Here is a 16592-nt window from a genome sequence, read left to right as displayed (position 1 = left end):
AATTTCATAAATTTTTTGATATTATTTTTCATTTTTAAAGCCTACTTTCCTAATTACATTTGTATATAGAAGTATTATACTATAAAAATTTTAATTTTTAAAGTTTTATTTTTGTATATACATATTTCTTTGATAATAGTTTTTTCTTATTTTATTTACTCTAACCATTGCCATCCTATGTGTCCATAGGACAGCAATTAAGTTGCCTAAAAGCATATGAAATCAAGCACATTTAGGCAACCTGAAATAGAGCGGCATCAACTATTTTTGATACAATCGAACATAATCAATCTCTGTAGTTTGAACTGGGAATGGAGAATGCTCAGAAGGTGGATTCAATCCTGATTCCCATTCCACATAGTCATTAAAAATGAAATGCCATTTATCATTCTCAAATCCTTGTTTAACTAAAGCAGAAGGAATATTCAGTTTGCTAAAGTCTTCATCTGGCATAGTAGAAAGATAGTTGCCATATTGATCGTATCTAGTATTGTCAACCACACTAATACGTTGAGCATCCTTAATACGATAATGAACAACAGGAATCATTCTTCCATCCATGTAATAACGTACCTTTGTTCCATCAAATTCAATTGCCCAGACATGCCATTCATGTGTCAATGATTCACTATGTCCGCCAACAATATTTTCAAGACGATGAGTAAAACCACGTGGAGTCCACTCGTGATTGACTTGGCTGTAATAACAGCTGATATTAGTTGCAGGCCATGCATAACTAGGAGTACTTGCAAACCATTCCAAAATTAATAGTGAACCGTAAGGGGCGCTTCCGCCTGGATTTTTACAAATAGGCGTATCCACATCATTTTGCTGTTTCTGCATCCAGAGAGCTGTACGCATTCCTTGCAGATGATTCCAGTTCATTTTGGCACGTATTTCTGCACGGAACGGCTTAGAAGCATCTACAAGCTTATTAGATTCAAGCCTACCGCTTGAATATTGGGTAACCTTACCTGCAGGACATACACCTGTAGTTGCATTTGCATCAGTCAGGGGATCGCCTTTTCTATTAACGCAATGACGTCGTGTAGTAATTTTGACGTGATCGCCATCCAGACTGATGTTGTTTGGCAGATAAGTCAAATGACTGTCCAAATGATTAATGATTCTTTTACTTTGCCAGTCAGAAGGAATATTTCGGTCTTTAAATTCCCAGCATTTTACACTCTTCCATTGCCCTGACGCATCTGTGGCACTGTCACATCCATTTGTAAGCGGAGCTGGTGAAGATATTGTCTTATTATTAATAAATCTTCGGATTACATCTACTGCTTTTTTTTCAGTGCCGTCTGACTTCCAAATTCCAAAATAATTTTCAGGATCTGCCGCATCCAGTATATCAGGACGTCCATTATTGTCCGCATCAATATTTGCATCAGGAATACCATCCCCATTTGTGTCGATGTTTACGTCAAGCCAGCCATCCCCATTATTGTCCCTATCCACTACTCCTGAAGTAATATAAGGCTTTCTGTCTTTTGCCTGATACAAAATAAGAGGCCCAAATATGTTCGATTTTTGATACCATCCTAAAATTTGACTTATTACATTAGCCTGTTTTATTTCATCGACTCCAGGGTAAGCAGCATCCAGTCCTACTTCTGAAGGCCATATTTTTTTATTTCCATCGCCATTCTCTGACATTATCTGATATAATGTTTTTTCTCCTCCACCAGGTTTTACAACATCACCTATCATATTTGCCCAGCCATTATCCCGAAAAGTTCTAGCATAAATTCCATAAGGATGGTGTGATACACCATCAAAATATCCTTTTGCCCCAGCCCTGTACATTCTCTCCAAAAATTCCATAGGCCCGATATACCCTGTTGAACTATTGCTGCTTCCTACCGTCATACCACCAGCCATAATATTTACATCATCATGGGCATTATGTGCCGCTGTATATGCTATTTTCAGCAAATTAGTATAATGTTCAGGATTCGGCTTGGGATTTTGAATAGTATCATGCCAAAATTCAGGATTTCCTGGTTCATTCCAAAATTCATAGTCGATTACTCCCTTTGTAGCATATCTTTTTACCAATGCAGTTACAAAGTTTGAAAAATCATTATCATACTGTGGAAGCGGAGCAAATGATGCTACCCAAATTTTTCTTGCATTTAACGCATTTTTTTCAGCAGCAGAAAGTTTGTCTGCTCCTGTTGCCCATTCAGGAGCGCCGCTTATCTGCATTAGAACTTTCAAGTTATATTTTTTTGCAAGAGCGACAGCATCATCTATGTCTTGCCAATCATATCCTCCATTTTTTTTAGATTGGATTCTATGCCATGAAGCTGTAATTCTTACCCATTGGAATCCTACCTTTGCTATTTTTGAATAAGAATCTTCTGCTTCTTGAAGATTATTTCTCCAAAAAGGATTGACAGGCTGTATTCCAATTCCTCTCACATTATGTATTTTGGGATCATCTTTCTTTTCTTTTTTAGGATTGGAAGCGTCATCTTTTCCGCCACCATTTTTTGGAGGCTTGGAATTTCCGTCTTTTCCGCTGCCACCTTTTGAAGGGCTAGAACTGCCGTTGTCACCACCACCATGATGTCCAATTCCGCCAATAATTGCTCCGACAGCAGAAGCTCCTGCCACTCCGCCAATAATAGGCCCAATAGGAACTTTCCCTCCTATATTACCTCCTGAAGATCCTAAATTTCCTTTTGGTTGTTCTATATTTCCAATAATATTGCTGTTTTTTTCCGTTGCATCTGAACAGTTTAATATTACTGCATCGCTATTTTCTGGGTTGTCTGGAAAAACTTTATTCCCATCAACAACTCTAACTATATTTGAACATTTTAGAGTTATTTCATTTGAATTAGATGTTTCGCCACTATTTATTACTGTTTCATTTTTCGGAAGATTTTCAGAAACACTGGAACATTTTAATATTATATTATTTGAACCGATGCTGCCTGATATTGGTATTTCAGCTTTATTTCCATTTTTTACTGTATTTGAACATTTCAGCTGTATGCCGTTAATGCCTCCAATTTTATCTGTTTGAAGTAATTCATTTGCATTAATTATTCTAACTATATTTGAACATTTCAGTATTTTTTCATCAGAATTTCCATTTTTTTCTGCTTCACCTGCTGTATTTTCATTTGTATTTAAACATTCCAGCAATATATCTTTAGAGCTAATTTTATTTGTTGTAACTGTATTTTCACTACTATTTTCAAAATTTAAACATTTTAAAAATATATTATTGCCATTATTTTCAGTTATTCCAGTTTCTTGTGCACTTTCTTCCGCTATATTTAAACATTTCAATAATATCTCATTATGCGATTTTACTTCATTTACTGAAGAAGACACATTACCTATATTTTCAGCCATTATTGAAAAACTCATAAAAATTAGGAGTAGCCCAGCAACTATAATTTTTTTCATTTTCTATCTCCTTCCCAAAATTAATGTTTCAACTTCACATTATAGTTAGATTTTTTCTTTTTAGAAAATTTGTAATTTTATAATCTGTTAAAACTTAAATTATTGATTATATCTATGGAATCTTCTTTAGATACAGTTTTAGCATTTTCTTTTTTTATCTCATCTTCAAAATATTTTTCTCTTTTTATAGTACCTTTTTTTAAAGTTGAAACAGTATTGCTTTTTCCTTTTAAATTACCAGCTATATCTATCCTGTCTTCTTCTGGTATATCATTATAGGTATAATAGTCTGCCACTCTAGCTTCCTTTGTTTCACTTTCCAAAGATTTTTGCCTTTTTATAGGATTCTTTCTAGAAGTTAAAACTTCATTACTTTTATCTTTCAAATTATTAGCTATATCTATTCTATCTTCTTCTGGTATGTCATTATAGGCATAGCCTGCTGTCTTAACTTCTTTTATTTTAGGTTTATTTTTTATACTTCCTATTCTGTATCCTACTCTTATACCAAATGTGTCAATTTTACTTTTAGTTTTTATAGGATTGATAATATCTTCTGGCTGATATTTAAAATTTGACCTTTCGTAAAGGGCTTCTATGGAAACAGGTCCTAATTCTGTACCTAATCCTCCAGCGTAGTAAAGACCGCCCCGAAGATCTTTCCTGTTAAAGTTCTCTTCCTTTATTTCACCATGTACATATCCTATTCGTCCAACAGCATAAAGAAGATTATTACCTTTATTATTTACTAAGTTAATTTTTGTTGTAGCATAAGCGGAATAGGTTCTTAAAACATGTTTTTGATTTTTATCATTAAAAAAAGCTGTAATATCATAGAATTTTTGTTCAACACCTAGACCTAGTTCAACAATTCCCTGATTATCAAATAAATATTCTAAGCCAGCAACAGGCATCTTTTTAGTATCAAAATCTGATTTTGCAGACTGCCATTTATTATTTTTCATTCCTGTTCCTAAAAATTGCTCTGGCTGGACATTATATCTGTTCTTAAAATTATATCCTGCATTTAATCTAAGTTCTCCGCCATTCCATTTTCTTTTCTGAATTTTATCTGTAGTATACTGCATATCTCCTGTTTTAGCAAAAATATCAGTTCTAAAAGGATCAAAAGGTACAGTTTCATTTTTTTTCTTTGGTAAATTTTTGATATTTCCGATACTGTATCCTACCCTTACACCAACTGTATTTATATTATCTTTAGTCTTTTTAAAATTATTTAGGGTATTTATATTATTTCTGTTTATATTACCTAAATTCATTTTATCATATCGTAAATTTGACCTTTCATATAATGCTTCGATTGAAACGGGACCGACTTGAGTACCTAGACCGCCGGCATAATAAAGTCCACCATGAAAATCTTTATCATTCAAATCTTCTTTATTATCTCTTCCAGCTTTAGCCTTAGCATACCCTACTCTTCCAATAAGGTAAACAAGATCATTTCCTTCTTTAGAAGTTATTAAATTATATTTACTTGTTAAGTACATTGGTGTTATTTCATACATTTTCATTTCATTCTTATCTTTTAAGGCTGAAGATTTCACAGAAAACTTATGTTCCGCACCAATTCCTAGTTCAAGCCTTCCTTGATTGTCAAATAACCACTCTATTCCTGCAACAGGACCGTTTTTGAATTTATAATCATAGCTGGTATTTGAAAGCCCCTTATGATGTTTAGTTAAATCATTTTTATATGCCCTGTCAAAGTCCCAGCCCCCATTTATCTTTATTTCCTGAGCCATTGCAGTTGCTGCTGACAGCATCATTGTACTTAAAATATGTAATTTTTTCATAATTCTGTTCTCCCTTAATTCTGCAAATCTCTTTTTTATAATTTTATACTTAAACATTAGAAATTAGAAATATTATTATATTTTAACCAAAATGTATATTCTATTAATAATAATATTTTACTAGATTTTTTATAATTTTTCAAGAAAGCATTACATAAATACTATAAAATTTAATTAAATTTAATGTAAATAAAAAAGAAAACCATTTTCTTATTTGTTGTCAACAGTTTTCTCTTCTTAATTTATTAAAATTATTTGTTTTTTTGATTCAATATATACTCGTAGTATTCCTTATATTTTTTTCCTATATTTAGCAAATCCCGCTCTACGGCAATATTATAGGCAGTTTCTATAATTTCATCCAAGTTTTCCACATTGTTTTCCACAATATTTCTTATTTTTTCACAAAATTCTTCGTTAGTCCTAGCCTTAAAGCAAGTTTTTCCATCTTCCAGCCAGTCTTCGTACACAGGAATATCTCTCACTACAAGCGGTAATTTTGCTGAAAGTGCTTCTAATACTACAATTCCCTCATTTTCTTCATAAGTCATAAATAAAAATGCTTTAGCCGCACTAAATGCTCCAATTAGAATATCTTTGTCAACGTATCCCGGAAAAATTAGATTTTTTGGCGGATTTTCGATGATTTTTTGTATTTTATCAGGCAACATTGATTTTACACTTGATGATCCGAACCAAAGAAATTGGTAATCGCTGCATTCCTGTGCCACTTTTACAAAATCTTTTATCCCTTTTCTCTCGAAAGGCAGTCCAGCTGTTATAATTAAGGGTTTATTTATGTCATATACTGATTTATATTCATTTAAAAATTTTTCTTTTAAAACTTCATTTTTATTAAATTTATTTATATTTACACCGTTTGAAATTACTCTAATTTCTTTTTCTTTTTCCAAGTATTTTGATTTTATAAGATTTTTTGTATATTCTGACGGAGAAATCAAATAATCTGCTTCGTTATATAATTTCTTTGTCCAAAATTTTATAATTGGTGACAAGACATAACTTCCCTTTATACTTCCACGAAAATCTTCATAAGTTGTATGTGTATGATAAATTACAGGCTTCCCTTTTTTCTTTGCCTGTTTCAATACTTCATAAGATTTTAGTGCAACTGTATTTATATGTGCCAAATCATAATCATCTTCAGGATCCTGCGTAATTTCAATATTATTTGCTCCAAGGGCTTCTACCTGATGATTTAAGGCTTGCCCAACGCCGGATTTGCTGAAGGAACTTTTCCCCTCTGAATATAGTAAAACTTTCACGACTATCATACTCCTCTATTGTTTTTTTATAAACTGCTTCTACACGTTCCCCAAATTTTTGTGCTGTGTAATCTTGTGAAGCAACAAAAGCATTTTCAATAATTTTTTCCCTGAATTCCTTATCTTCCTTTAAAAGCATTATAGAATCAATAAATTCCTTTTCATTTTTATAAACAAGTCCTGCTTCATTTTTTACAAGCAAGTCTTCTAAATTTAAGTCATATCTTGCTACAACAGGTGTCTTAGCTGCCATTGCTTCCACAAATGTAAGCCCTTGCGTTTCTGATACACTCGCATTCAAAAATACATCTCCCATCTGATAATACGCAGCAACTTTATCATGCGGCACTTCCCCAGTAAATATAACTCTATCAGATATTCCAAGTTTTTTAGCTTGTTTTTTCAAATCATCTAAGATTCTTCCACGACCAACAATCATAAATTTAAATTTTTCATCCTTAATTTTAGAAAACATGTCAATTAACAAATCTATACTTTTCTCTTCTGCAATCCGTCCAATATACACACAAAGAAAATCACTTTCGTCAATTCCAAAATTTTCTCTCATAAATCCCAAATCTTCGTCAGAATAATTTCCACGATAAAACTTATCCAGTTCTAGTCCAGTTGGAATAATGTTCATTGTCTGATCTACACCATAAGAATACAAAATATCCTCAACTTTTCTTGTGGGAACAATCAAAGCATTACATTTTTCACAATAAAACTTACTAATTGCAGCTGCGATTTTTTTTCCAGCTTTAACAAATCTTGATCCAAAAATATAATGAGTATAATATTCATACAACGTATGGTAGGTATGAACAAGCGGTATTTCCAAATTAATCGCAGCAAATCTCGCAAATGTTCCAACTCCCCATTCTGTCTGTGAATGAATAATATCCAATTCCAGTCTTTTTATTTTTTTTATTATTTTTGCCGAATAAATCATCCCTAACCTATACTGTGGCAACGGCTTAAATTCCATACTTGGAAGTCTTAGAACATTAGGTTCTACCTGAGGTGCATCAGGATCAGTTGTAGTAATAATATATACCTTATGCCCTTGCTTTCTAAGCTCCTTTTCAAGTGTCATAATCGAGCTGACAACTCCATTTACCTGAGGTCTATATGTATCAGTAAATATTCCGATTCTCATTTTATAATTCTCCTTTAATTCTTAGGAAACTCCAAAAAGAACTTTCCAATTTTCGCCATTCTATAATCTCTCATCAATCTTCTTGAAATAATTTCATAATTATGCTCATCATTTTTAGAAACTCCCAGTCTTTTTTCTAGAATCTCCAATATTTTATGACTTTCCATTCCCAAAATTTCTTCATCTGTAGTATATTCTTCCAAATTATAAACCTTTATAAGATCTCCAATTTTTCCAAGAACTTTTAATTTATTCAAAAATTTTATCGCAATATGCTCCAACTGCAGCACATCATCTTTTATCGAACCAGTAATCGCCAAATTATAAGCTACATCATCATCTTCAAATTTTGGCCATAAAACTCCTGGTGTATCTAGTAATTCCAGCTTCTCATCAATTTTTATCCATTGCTTCCCACGTGTGAATCCTGGAGTATTTCCCACTCTTGCCTTATTTTTATTTACAAATTTATTTATAAATTTAGACTTTCCAACATTAGGAATCCCAACAATCATTGCCCTTACTTCAGTTTTACGAAGTCCCTTTTTCTTCATCTTCTCCAATTTTTCTGCATAAATTTTATCCGTGATTTTTCGTAGTTCATTAAAATTAGTCCCTTTTTCCACACTTAAAGGGACAAAATAGTCAGAAAAATTATTTTTCAGAAAATAATCTTCCCAAATTTTCAATTCCTTATTATCAATTAAATCCACTTTATTAAGCACAATAATTTTTTTCTTATTATTCGCCAATTTTGAAATATCTGGATTTTTACTGGAAATCGGAATCCTTGCATCCAAAATCTCAATCACAACATCAATTATCTTGAGATTTTCTACAATCAAATCCTTCGTTTTCTTCATATGCCCTGGATACCAGTTTATATTCATTCTTTCATTCTCTCCATTTTCTTTCTAAATTTTTATTTTTAATCCTAAAATTTAAGATTAATTTTAAAATTAAAGATAAAAACTCAAAAAATATTTTTATTCTAATGAAATTTTGTTTATTATGTCTGTATTAAAATAATTATTGTACCCTAATTAAAATGCTTAGACAAGACAGAGATACAAGGAAAATGGCGATTGATTTCCCTTGATTAAAAAAAAATATAAAAATTACAGAAAAATATTTATTAATCAAAATTTATTTATAAAAATCTATCTTATCTTTACTAATTTTTAATTACTCTAAATTTTTATTTTTTAAATAAATGCCATCATCATTTATTGCCCTTATAAATAAAACAATCTCTCCCTTAATCGGCTTTTTTTCCAGCTTTTCTATAATTTCTGAAACATTTCCACGAATTATTTCTTCATAAATTTTAGTAAGTTCCCTTGTTATTACAACATATCGCTCTCCCAAATATTCTTTTACATCTTTTAAAGTTTTTAAAATTCTGTTGGGAGATTCTAAAATTACAATTGTTCTTTCTTCTTCTTTTAATTTATTGAAAAGTGTCTGTCTTCCTTTTTTCTTTGGCAAAAAGCCTTCATAAGCCATTCTTCGCATATCTAATCCAGAAATGCTTGCTCCAGTAATAATTGATGAAGCTCCCGGTATTCCAACAACTTTTATTCCAGCTTTCAAAGTTTCATTTACCAGCTCAAATCCAGGGTCTGAAATACACGGTGTTCCTGCATCTGTTACAAGTGCAATTTCTTTTTGATCTTTTAAAAGATTGATGATATTTGTGATTTGATGAAGTTTATTATGTTCATGGTATTGATACACCGTTTTTTCAATTTCATAGTGGGAAAGAAGTTTTTTTGTAACCCTCGTATCTTCTGCAAAAATATAATTAACTTTCTTTAAAGTCTTTATCGCCCTAAAAGTTATATCTTCCAAATTCCCAATTGGTGTACCAATAACATAAAACATATATTTTCTCCTAATTCTTTATTTGTTTTCTTTAATTTTAACTATTTTTTTATTTTTTTGTTCATTTCTTCAATTGCTCTTTTCAATTGAACGTCACCTGCAGAAATAATCTTGGCAGCTTCTTCCTTACCTTTATCTTTTGTTATTATTTCTTCGATTTCTTTTTCTCTGTTTTTTCTAGCTTGTTCACTTTCGTTAGTATAACCTTTTAATGTCAGCAATTCTTCCATTTTAACTTCTATGTCAGGTTCAATACCTTTTTCATGAATATAATTTCCTTTTGGTGTGAAATATTGGGCGATAGTAAGTTTTATAGCATCATCAGTTCTTAAAGGTATAACTTGTTGCACGATTCCTTTTCCAAATGTCTTTTCTCCAATAATTGTTCCACGCTTATAATCTTTAATTGCACCTGTTACAATTTCTGATGCACTTGCACTTGCTTTATTTGTCAATACAATTAATGGGAAATTACCAAGATTTTTTAAAGTTCTGTTGTAGTTTCTTTGTTGTCCATTTTTATATTTCAAATAAACTATCAAATCATCTTTTACAAAAAGAGAAGCTATATCCTGTGCTTCTTGAAGCGATCCTCCTGGATTAGAACGTAAATCTAGAATTAAACCTTTCATTCCTTTAGCTTGTAAATCTTTTATAGCTTTTTCAACTTCTGCTCCAACATGATTTCCAAACTTCAAAAGACTAACATAACCAATATTGTTTTCGAGCATTTTACTTTCTACCATTTCTAATTTAATTTTTGCTCTTGTCAATGTGAATTTCATTGGCTCCTTTTTACCTTCTCTAACCACTTCCACATCAACTTTTGTACCTTCTTTACCCTTCAAAAGTTTTACAGTCTCATTTGCTGTAAGCGGTAAAATATCCTTTCCATCGACTTTTGTAATTTTATCTTTTATTTTAATTCCAACTTTTTCAGCAGGACTTCCTATAAATGGTGAAACAACTTCAAGAGCTTCTCCTTTTTTCTTGCTAATGCTCATTCCAACTCCAACATATTCTCCATCCATATCTTCTGAAAAATCAGCAAGATCTGCTTTAGATAAATATTCTGAATAAGGATCCTTCAATCTATTTACAACTCCTGCAACAGCACCTTCATAAAGATCATTCTTACTTGGAGTAGCTTCCTTTCCAACAAAATTATTTTCAATAATATTAATTACATCTACAATTCTGTTCAATTCTGTCGCATCTTTTGTGTATCCAGCACTTGTATCCTTATCATTTTTTGATGTTTTTACTATAGTAGTTGCCGCAAATAAAGGCATACTCACTAATACAAGTCCTAATATTGCCTGTACTATTTTGTTTTTTTTCATTCTTCCTCCTAAAATATACTTAAATAATCAACTCTAAAATTAATATAAATTGCCATTTTGAATTTATGAAAATTTCAATAACATTAAAAACTCCTTATTTCCCTTTGTTCCTCTTATTGGCGAATCTTCTACGCCAAGTAATTCATATCCACCTTCTTTTGAAAAAGAAATTATTTTTTTTATAGCTTCATCATGATATTCTTCATTTTCTACAACGCCATTTCTTCCAATTTTTTCTCTTCCAACTTCAAATTGCGGCTTTACTAACATCACAATATTACCAGTTTTTGCAAGAAACTTTTTAAAATATGGAATAACTTTTGTCAAAGAAATAAAAGAAACATCAATTACTATGAAATTTACCTTTTCATTATTAATATCCTCTTGCTTGAGATCCTTTATGTGCATTTCCTCCAATGAAAGAACTCTTTCATCGTTTCTCAATTTCCAGTCGAGCTGATTTTTTCCAACATCAACACTATACACACATTTTGCACCATTTTGCAAGGCACAATCGGTAAATCCTCCAGTAGATGCTCCAATATCAAGTACTAATTTATCCTTAAAATCTAAATCCCAAGTTTTTATAGCCTTTTCTAATTTCAAGCCACCACGACTGACGTATTTTAGTTTATCCTTGATACGAATTTTTAATTTATCATTGTCCATAAACATAGTTCCTGCCTTTGTCTCAACTTGTTCATTTACAATGACATTACCTGCCATTATTTCCCTTTTTGCCTTTTCCCGTGTCTCAAAAAGCTCCCGTTCCACCAGAATTAAATCTAATCTTTTTTTCATCATTTTCTCTTTCTAAATTTTATAAACAAAAACTGAATAAATCTCAATTTTTTCCAAAATTATAATTTTAAAGTTAGCCTTTAAGTAGTGATACTATATCATAAAACATATCTCTTATTTTTCTATTTATTTTTGATTACTAAAACCATATTTATCATTTTATTTCAAAGTTTATTCAAAAATAATATTTTATATTATTTGCTAACATCTTGCTCCTTTGCAAAGAAATTTATAACCAGTCTGCTGTTTAAATGGGAAATAGTATTAGTCATTTCTCAACTATATTTCAGATCCATTTATTTTTTACAAATTTATTTATTTTACCACATTTTAAACTATTTTTCAAATTTTTACCCTTTTCTCATATAACAAAAATAAGTAATATTCAATAAAAAAAAGACTATTTCAATTTTTTTGAAATAATCCTTATATTGTTAAACTTCAATTTGGGGTCGAGTATATTATAAAAATTACATCATATTTATAGGATCTACATCAATGGTTATTCTAAGTTTTTTCTCCGTTTTCTGAAATTTACCAGCACATTTTTTTATAATTTTTTTTATTTTCAAAATATTTTCTCTTTCAAATTTAAAAAATATCTGATATCGGTATCTACCGTTTATCTTATAAATTGGTGATTTAAAAGCATCCGATATAAAATTATTTGTTGTCAATTTCACGACAGTATCTATATTTTTAACAATTTCTTTCCGTAAAGTCTGAGCTTTTTCCTTTGCTAAATTTTCTTCTGTCGCTGAAATTACTAGAATCACAATTCTTCCAAAAGGCGGATAATTTAACATTTTTCGTATAATCATCTCGTTTTTGTAGTAACCTTCATAATCACTTTCGATAGTTTTTTTTATTACATCATTTTCTCCATTAAAAGTCTGAATAATCACTTCTCCATCTTTTTCTCCACGTCCTGCACGCCCTGAAGCCTGTGTCAGCAGCTGAAAAGTTTTTTCTGAAGCTCTAAAATCTGGAAAATTCAAGATTATATCAGCATTAATTATTCCAACTAATGTTACATTTGAAAAGTCCAATCCTTTTGCAATAATCTGTGTTCCAAGCATTATGTCATATTTATGATTTTTAAAGTCATTATAAACTTTTTCATAATTTTGCTTAGTTTTTATGCTTTCTGAATCCACTCTTACAATTCTAGCCGATGGAAATAGTCCTGCTAGCTCTTCCTCGATTTTTTCAGTTCCAGCCCCAATTTGCCTCATCTTATGACTGCCACATTCATCACACGTGCTGTTAAATTGTGTTTCATAACCACAATAATGACATTTCAGTTGATTGTCATATTTGTAATAATTCAAGGAAATACTGCAATTTGGGCAAGTTGGAATATTTCCGCAATCTTTACATTTTAGTAAATTTGAAAATGCTTTTCTATTCAAAATTAATATAGCTTGTTCATTTTTTTTCAAAGTTTGTGAAATTTTGTCCAATAGTTTTTCAGAAAAATTTTCCGCAGTTTCATTTAAATCGATAACTTCAAACTTGGGCAATTTTGCATTTTTATACCGTTTCGTAAGCTCAACTAATTCAATATCCCCTTGCTGTGCTTGATAATACGTTTCAAATGAAGGAGTTGCCGAGCCTAAAATCACTTTTATTTTCTTACTTTTTACAGTTTCATCTTCTTCCAAATTATCATTTTGCAAAAATGCTCTTTTTATCGCCACATTTTTTACGTGATAACGTGGGTTATTCTCCTGCTTATAGGTATTTTCATGCTCCTCATCCACAATGATATACTTCAAATTCTGAACTGGAGCAAAAATTGCCGATCTTGCCCCGATTACTATTTTCTTTTCCCCATTTCGTATAAATGTCCACTCTTCCCGCTTTTCCTTGTCTGTAAGTTTGCTGTGAAGAATAGCCACTTCATTGTGAAATTCCTCTTCAAGTCTTTGTATCATCTGAACCGTAAGTGAAATTTCAGGTACTAGGAAAATACTTCCAAATCCTTGCTTTAAGGATTCCTTTATCAAATTAATATAAATTTCAGTTTTCCCTGAACCAGTTATTCCCTTTAGCAGAAAAATTTGGTTTTCGCTATTTTTTATTGTATCTACAGCCTTTTGCTGCTCATCATTCAAAATAATTTCCTTTTCTGCAATTTCACTTTTTTTCTTTTCCCCTTTTGAAATTTTAGAATTTAAAATTACTTTTTTTTCAATAGAAATAACTTTTTCGTTTATTGCTTTTTCCACAATCTTGCTGGAAAAATTTTTCTTCAAAGTCGCAATTGTAACTTCCTTCCGCTTTTTCATATAATCATTAAATTTTTTTATTTCATCTAGACTATTTTCTGAATTATCTTCTCCAATCAAATATTCATTTTCTAAGAAATCCTTTTGATAAATAGCCTTTTTAGAATAATTTAATTTCAATGCTCCTGGATAAACTGCCTTTATGACACTATAATAATCGCTTATATAATAATTTCTTATCCATTTTATAAGTTGCATAAGATTATCAGGAATGGACAAAACAGGGGCTGCCTCTTTAATTTTTTTTATTTTAGAAATATCAATCTGAATTTTACTTTCTTCAGTTATTGCTAGAATAAGCCCCATTTTATACCTATTTATAAAATTGACAATGCACCATTGTCCAATTTCGTATTTTTCTTTAGACTTATATGTATATATTCCTCTATTATTCTCTATATAAATTTCATAATAATACATTTTATTCCTCAAAAACCTTCCTTGTTTTTCTTCAATTATTCCAACATTATTTGTATCTTAGACTTTTTATCTAATTTTGTTCCTTTTTCAGGAAACTGTGAAATAATCGCTCCACTTCCAGTAACTTCATACTGTGAAAATTTCCCTTGTGGATAAATTGATAAAAATTCCCTTAAACTTATTCCTGTCAAATCCGGCATAATATTTTTATTAAAATCTTGCTTTATTTTTCCTAGATCCTTCTTCTTTTCCACTTGAACAGATTCAGTATTTTTTATATCTATAGTCTTAATTTTTCCATCTGGCTGTATTCTTTTATACTCTATTAATTTTTGTAGTACATTTCTTGCAGATGGCAAGGCAACTTGCGCTCCATAATATTTTTCACCTTTAGGTTCACTGATAGTTATCAATATAGCATATTTAGGCTTGTCTGCTGGAAAAAATGCAAAAAATGAACCGACATGACTATTTTTATATCCATCCTTTCCAGCTTTCTGAGCAGTTCCTGTTTTTCCACCAACACGGTAGCCGGGTATATATGCTCCTCCTCCAGTTCCACGATTTACACTTGCTTCCATATACTTTCTATTTAATCTTGAGGCTTCATCACTAAATACTTTTTTTATCATATCGGGCTTATTCTGTTTTACCGTATTCCCTTTGTTGTCTTCTATCCTGTCTACCAGATAAGGCTTCATTAACTTACCATTGTTAATGACTGTATTTAATGCCATTATCATTTGAATCTGCGTTACTGCAATCCCCTGTCCAAAAGATATATTAGCCCTTCTGACTTCATCTTTCAAAGTTTTAAACTCACGAAGTTTCTGCATTGATTCAAAATACGTATCTATGCCTGTTTTTCCGCCGAATCCAACATCTGCTAAATAATGGTAAAAAGTATTTTTATTAATCTCATTCTGTATTTTTACCATCGCCACATTTCCAGAATGTGCAACTATATCTGCTAAACCTAAAGTCCCAATTGTTGAACTGTCATGATCTCTTACTATTGTATCATATACTTTTATTGAACCTGATGAATATATTTTTGTATTTTTATTAATTGCTTTTGTTTCCAATCCTATTGCAACTGTTATAGGCTTAAATATTGAACCAGGTTCAAAATAATCTGTAATTGGTCTATTTTTTATTTCAGCCTTTTCTTCTGCCTTTGGATACGATGACATTGCAAGTATTTTTCCAGTTTCTACCTCGACTAAAATTCCCATTGTAGAAGAAGCATTATATTTTACATAAGCATCTTCTAGTTCATCATTAAGAGCATATTGTAAAAAACTGTCAATTGTAAGTACAAGGTTATCTCCTTCTTCTTCTTTTCTGTCTTCAGATTTCTTTATATTCGCAAGTTTCATAATTCCCTGTAAAGCCTTTGGAATTTTTCTAAGTCCAGTTATAATGCCTGTTTTTCCTGAAAGTTCCTTATCATAATATTTTTCAATCCCATAAACGCCCTTATTTTCATTATTTACATACCCAAGAGTTTCTTGAAAGACATTATTTTGAATATAATTTCTTGTAAATAATGTTTCAAATGTTACCCCTTTAAATTTTCTTTTATAGCCCTCTTTTTTCTTCTTTTTCATATTTTTGATATCATTATCAATTTCTGCTTCAATGGCTATTTTTGTATTATAGGGAATTGTATGCTCAACTTTTAAATATTTTTTTTGAATCTGCTTATCTTTTAAATACTCGCTTTTATATTTTTCGATCTCCAGTTCAGGAATGTATTTTTTTAACATTTCAAGCACTATGTCAATATTATTTTGCTCAATAAGGCTAGGATTTAGATTAATAATAAATTCTTCGTTGTCATAAGCTAAAACTTGTCCATCACTGGTGGAGATTCGCCCTCTTTTAGCTTTTGTAAAACTTTGAGATGAATATTGCTTTTCACCTTTCTCTCTGTATTCTTTTCCACCTCCAGTTTGAAGACTATACACTTTTCCAAGTATTACTGCAAATCCTATAGTTGTAAACAATACCAAAAGTCCAAATCTTCCTCTAAATGTGTTTAAATATTTTAACAATACTTTGAAAAAATTCTTAACTTTTTGCTCTTTTCTGTTTTTTTCCATATTTGACTTTGCTCTGTCAATAATATTATTTTTTTTCTTGCCCTTTTTCATTTT

Annotated in this window: 10 protein-coding genes; all 10 read right to left on the bottom strand. The window is 30.8% G+C overall.

Going from position 1 to position 16592, the window contains the following annotated elements:
- Positions 1-261: 261 nt before the first annotated feature.
- The 10 genes from F1564_RS08630 to F1564_RS08585 all read right to left on the bottom strand — a co-directional run bounded on the left by F1564_RS08630 (position 262) and on the right by F1564_RS08585 (position 16589).
- Complete coding sequence (locus tag F1564_RS08630; RefSeq protein WP_232053377.1) at positions 262-3432, bottom strand: cellulase family glycosylhydrolase; 3171 nt, start codon at positions 3430-3432, stop codon at positions 262-264.
- A 77-nt stretch (positions 3433-3509) separates the two neighbouring features.
- Positions 3510-5249: a hypothetical protein gene (locus F1564_RS08625; RefSeq protein WP_018450465.1), complete on the bottom strand. Its 1740-nt coding sequence runs from the start codon at positions 5247-5249 to the stop codon at positions 3510-3512.
- 251 nt (positions 5250-5500) lie between these two features.
- Positions 5501-6544 (bottom strand): glycosyltransferase family 4 protein, encoded by a 1044-nt coding sequence (locus F1564_RS08620; protein ID WP_232053376.1) that lies wholly within the window; start codon positions 6542-6544, stop codon positions 5501-5503.
- Positions 6438-7694, bottom strand: coding sequence for a glycosyltransferase family 4 protein (locus F1564_RS08615; protein WP_018450467.1), 1257 nt, complete (start codon positions 7692-7694; stop codon positions 6438-6440). Before F1564_RS08615 ends, F1564_RS08620 begins: the two co-directional genes overlap by 107 nt.
- 14 nt (positions 7695-7708) lie before the next feature.
- Positions 7709-8584: a ribosome biogenesis GTPase YlqF gene (ylqF, locus tag F1564_RS08610; protein ID WP_018450468.1), complete on the bottom strand. Its 876-nt coding sequence runs from the start codon at positions 8582-8584 to the stop codon at positions 7709-7711.
- Between the two features lie 295 nt (positions 8585-8879).
- The gene (gene rsmI / locus F1564_RS08605) at positions 8880-9578 is read right to left on the bottom strand and encodes a 16S rRNA (cytidine(1402)-2'-O)-methyltransferase (protein ID WP_018450469.1); all 699 of its coding nucleotides are present in this window, start codon (positions 9576-9578) and stop codon (positions 8880-8882) included.
- A gap of 41 nt (positions 9579-9619) precedes the next feature.
- Entirely contained in the window at positions 9620-10921 is a 1302-nt protein-coding gene (locus tag F1564_RS08600) for a S41 family peptidase (RefSeq protein WP_018450470.1), read from the bottom strand.
- A gap of 63 nt (positions 10922-10984) precedes the next feature.
- The gene (locus F1564_RS08595; protein ID WP_018450471.1) at positions 10985-11722 is read right to left on the bottom strand and encodes a TlyA family RNA methyltransferase; all 738 of its coding nucleotides are present in this window, start codon (positions 11720-11722) and stop codon (positions 10985-10987) included.
- A 470-nt stretch (positions 11723-12192) separates the two neighbouring features.
- Complete coding sequence (priA, locus tag F1564_RS08590) at positions 12193-14433, bottom strand: replication restart helicase PriA (protein WP_018450472.1); 2241 nt, start codon at positions 14431-14433, stop codon at positions 12193-12195.
- Between the two features lie 35 nt (positions 14434-14468).
- Positions 14469-16589, bottom strand: coding sequence for a penicillin-binding transpeptidase domain-containing protein (locus F1564_RS08585; RefSeq protein ID WP_018450473.1), 2121 nt, complete (start codon positions 16587-16589; stop codon positions 14469-14471).
- Between the last annotated feature and the right edge of the window lie 3 nt (positions 16590-16592).

The organism is Leptotrichia shahii (genome assembly GCF_008327825.1).
Lineage (GTDB): Bacteria > Fusobacteriota > Fusobacteriia > Fusobacteriales > Leptotrichiaceae > Leptotrichia > Leptotrichia shahii.
This window is presented reverse-complemented; position numbering and strand designations above follow the sequence as displayed.

Coding starts and splice junctions, on each gene's coding strand:
- F1564_RS08630 (WP_232053377.1), bottom strand. CDS start 3,432: ATGAAAAAAATTATAGTTGCTGGGCTACTCCTAATTTTTATGAGTTTT.
- F1564_RS08625 (WP_018450465.1), bottom strand. CDS start 5,249: ATGAAAAAATTACATATTTTAAGTACAATGATGCTGTCAGCAGCAACT.
- F1564_RS08620 (WP_232053376.1), bottom strand. CDS start 6,544: ATGATAGTCGTGAAAGTTTTACTATATTCAGAGGGGAAAAGTTCCTTC.
- F1564_RS08615 (WP_018450467.1), bottom strand. CDS start 7,694: ATGAGAATCGGAATATTTACTGATACATATAGACCTCAGGTAAATGGA.
- ylqF (WP_018450468.1), bottom strand. CDS start 8,584: ATGAATATAAACTGGTATCCAGGGCATATGAAGAAAACGAAGGATTTG.
- rsmI (WP_018450469.1), bottom strand. CDS start 9,578: ATGTTTTATGTTATTGGTACACCAATTGGGAATTTGGAAGATATAACT.
- F1564_RS08600 (WP_018450470.1), bottom strand. CDS start 10,921: ATGAAAAAAAACAAAATAGTACAGGCAATATTAGGACTTGTATTAGTG.
- F1564_RS08595 (WP_018450471.1), bottom strand. CDS start 11,722: ATGAAAAAAAGATTAGATTTAATTCTGGTGGAACGGGAGCTTTTTGAG.
- priA (WP_018450472.1), bottom strand. CDS start 14,433: ATGTATTATTATGAAATTTATATAGAGAATAATAGAGGAATATATACA.
- F1564_RS08585 (WP_018450473.1), bottom strand. CDS start 16,589: ATGAAAAAGGGCAAGAAAAAAAATAATATTATTGACAGAGCAAAGTCA.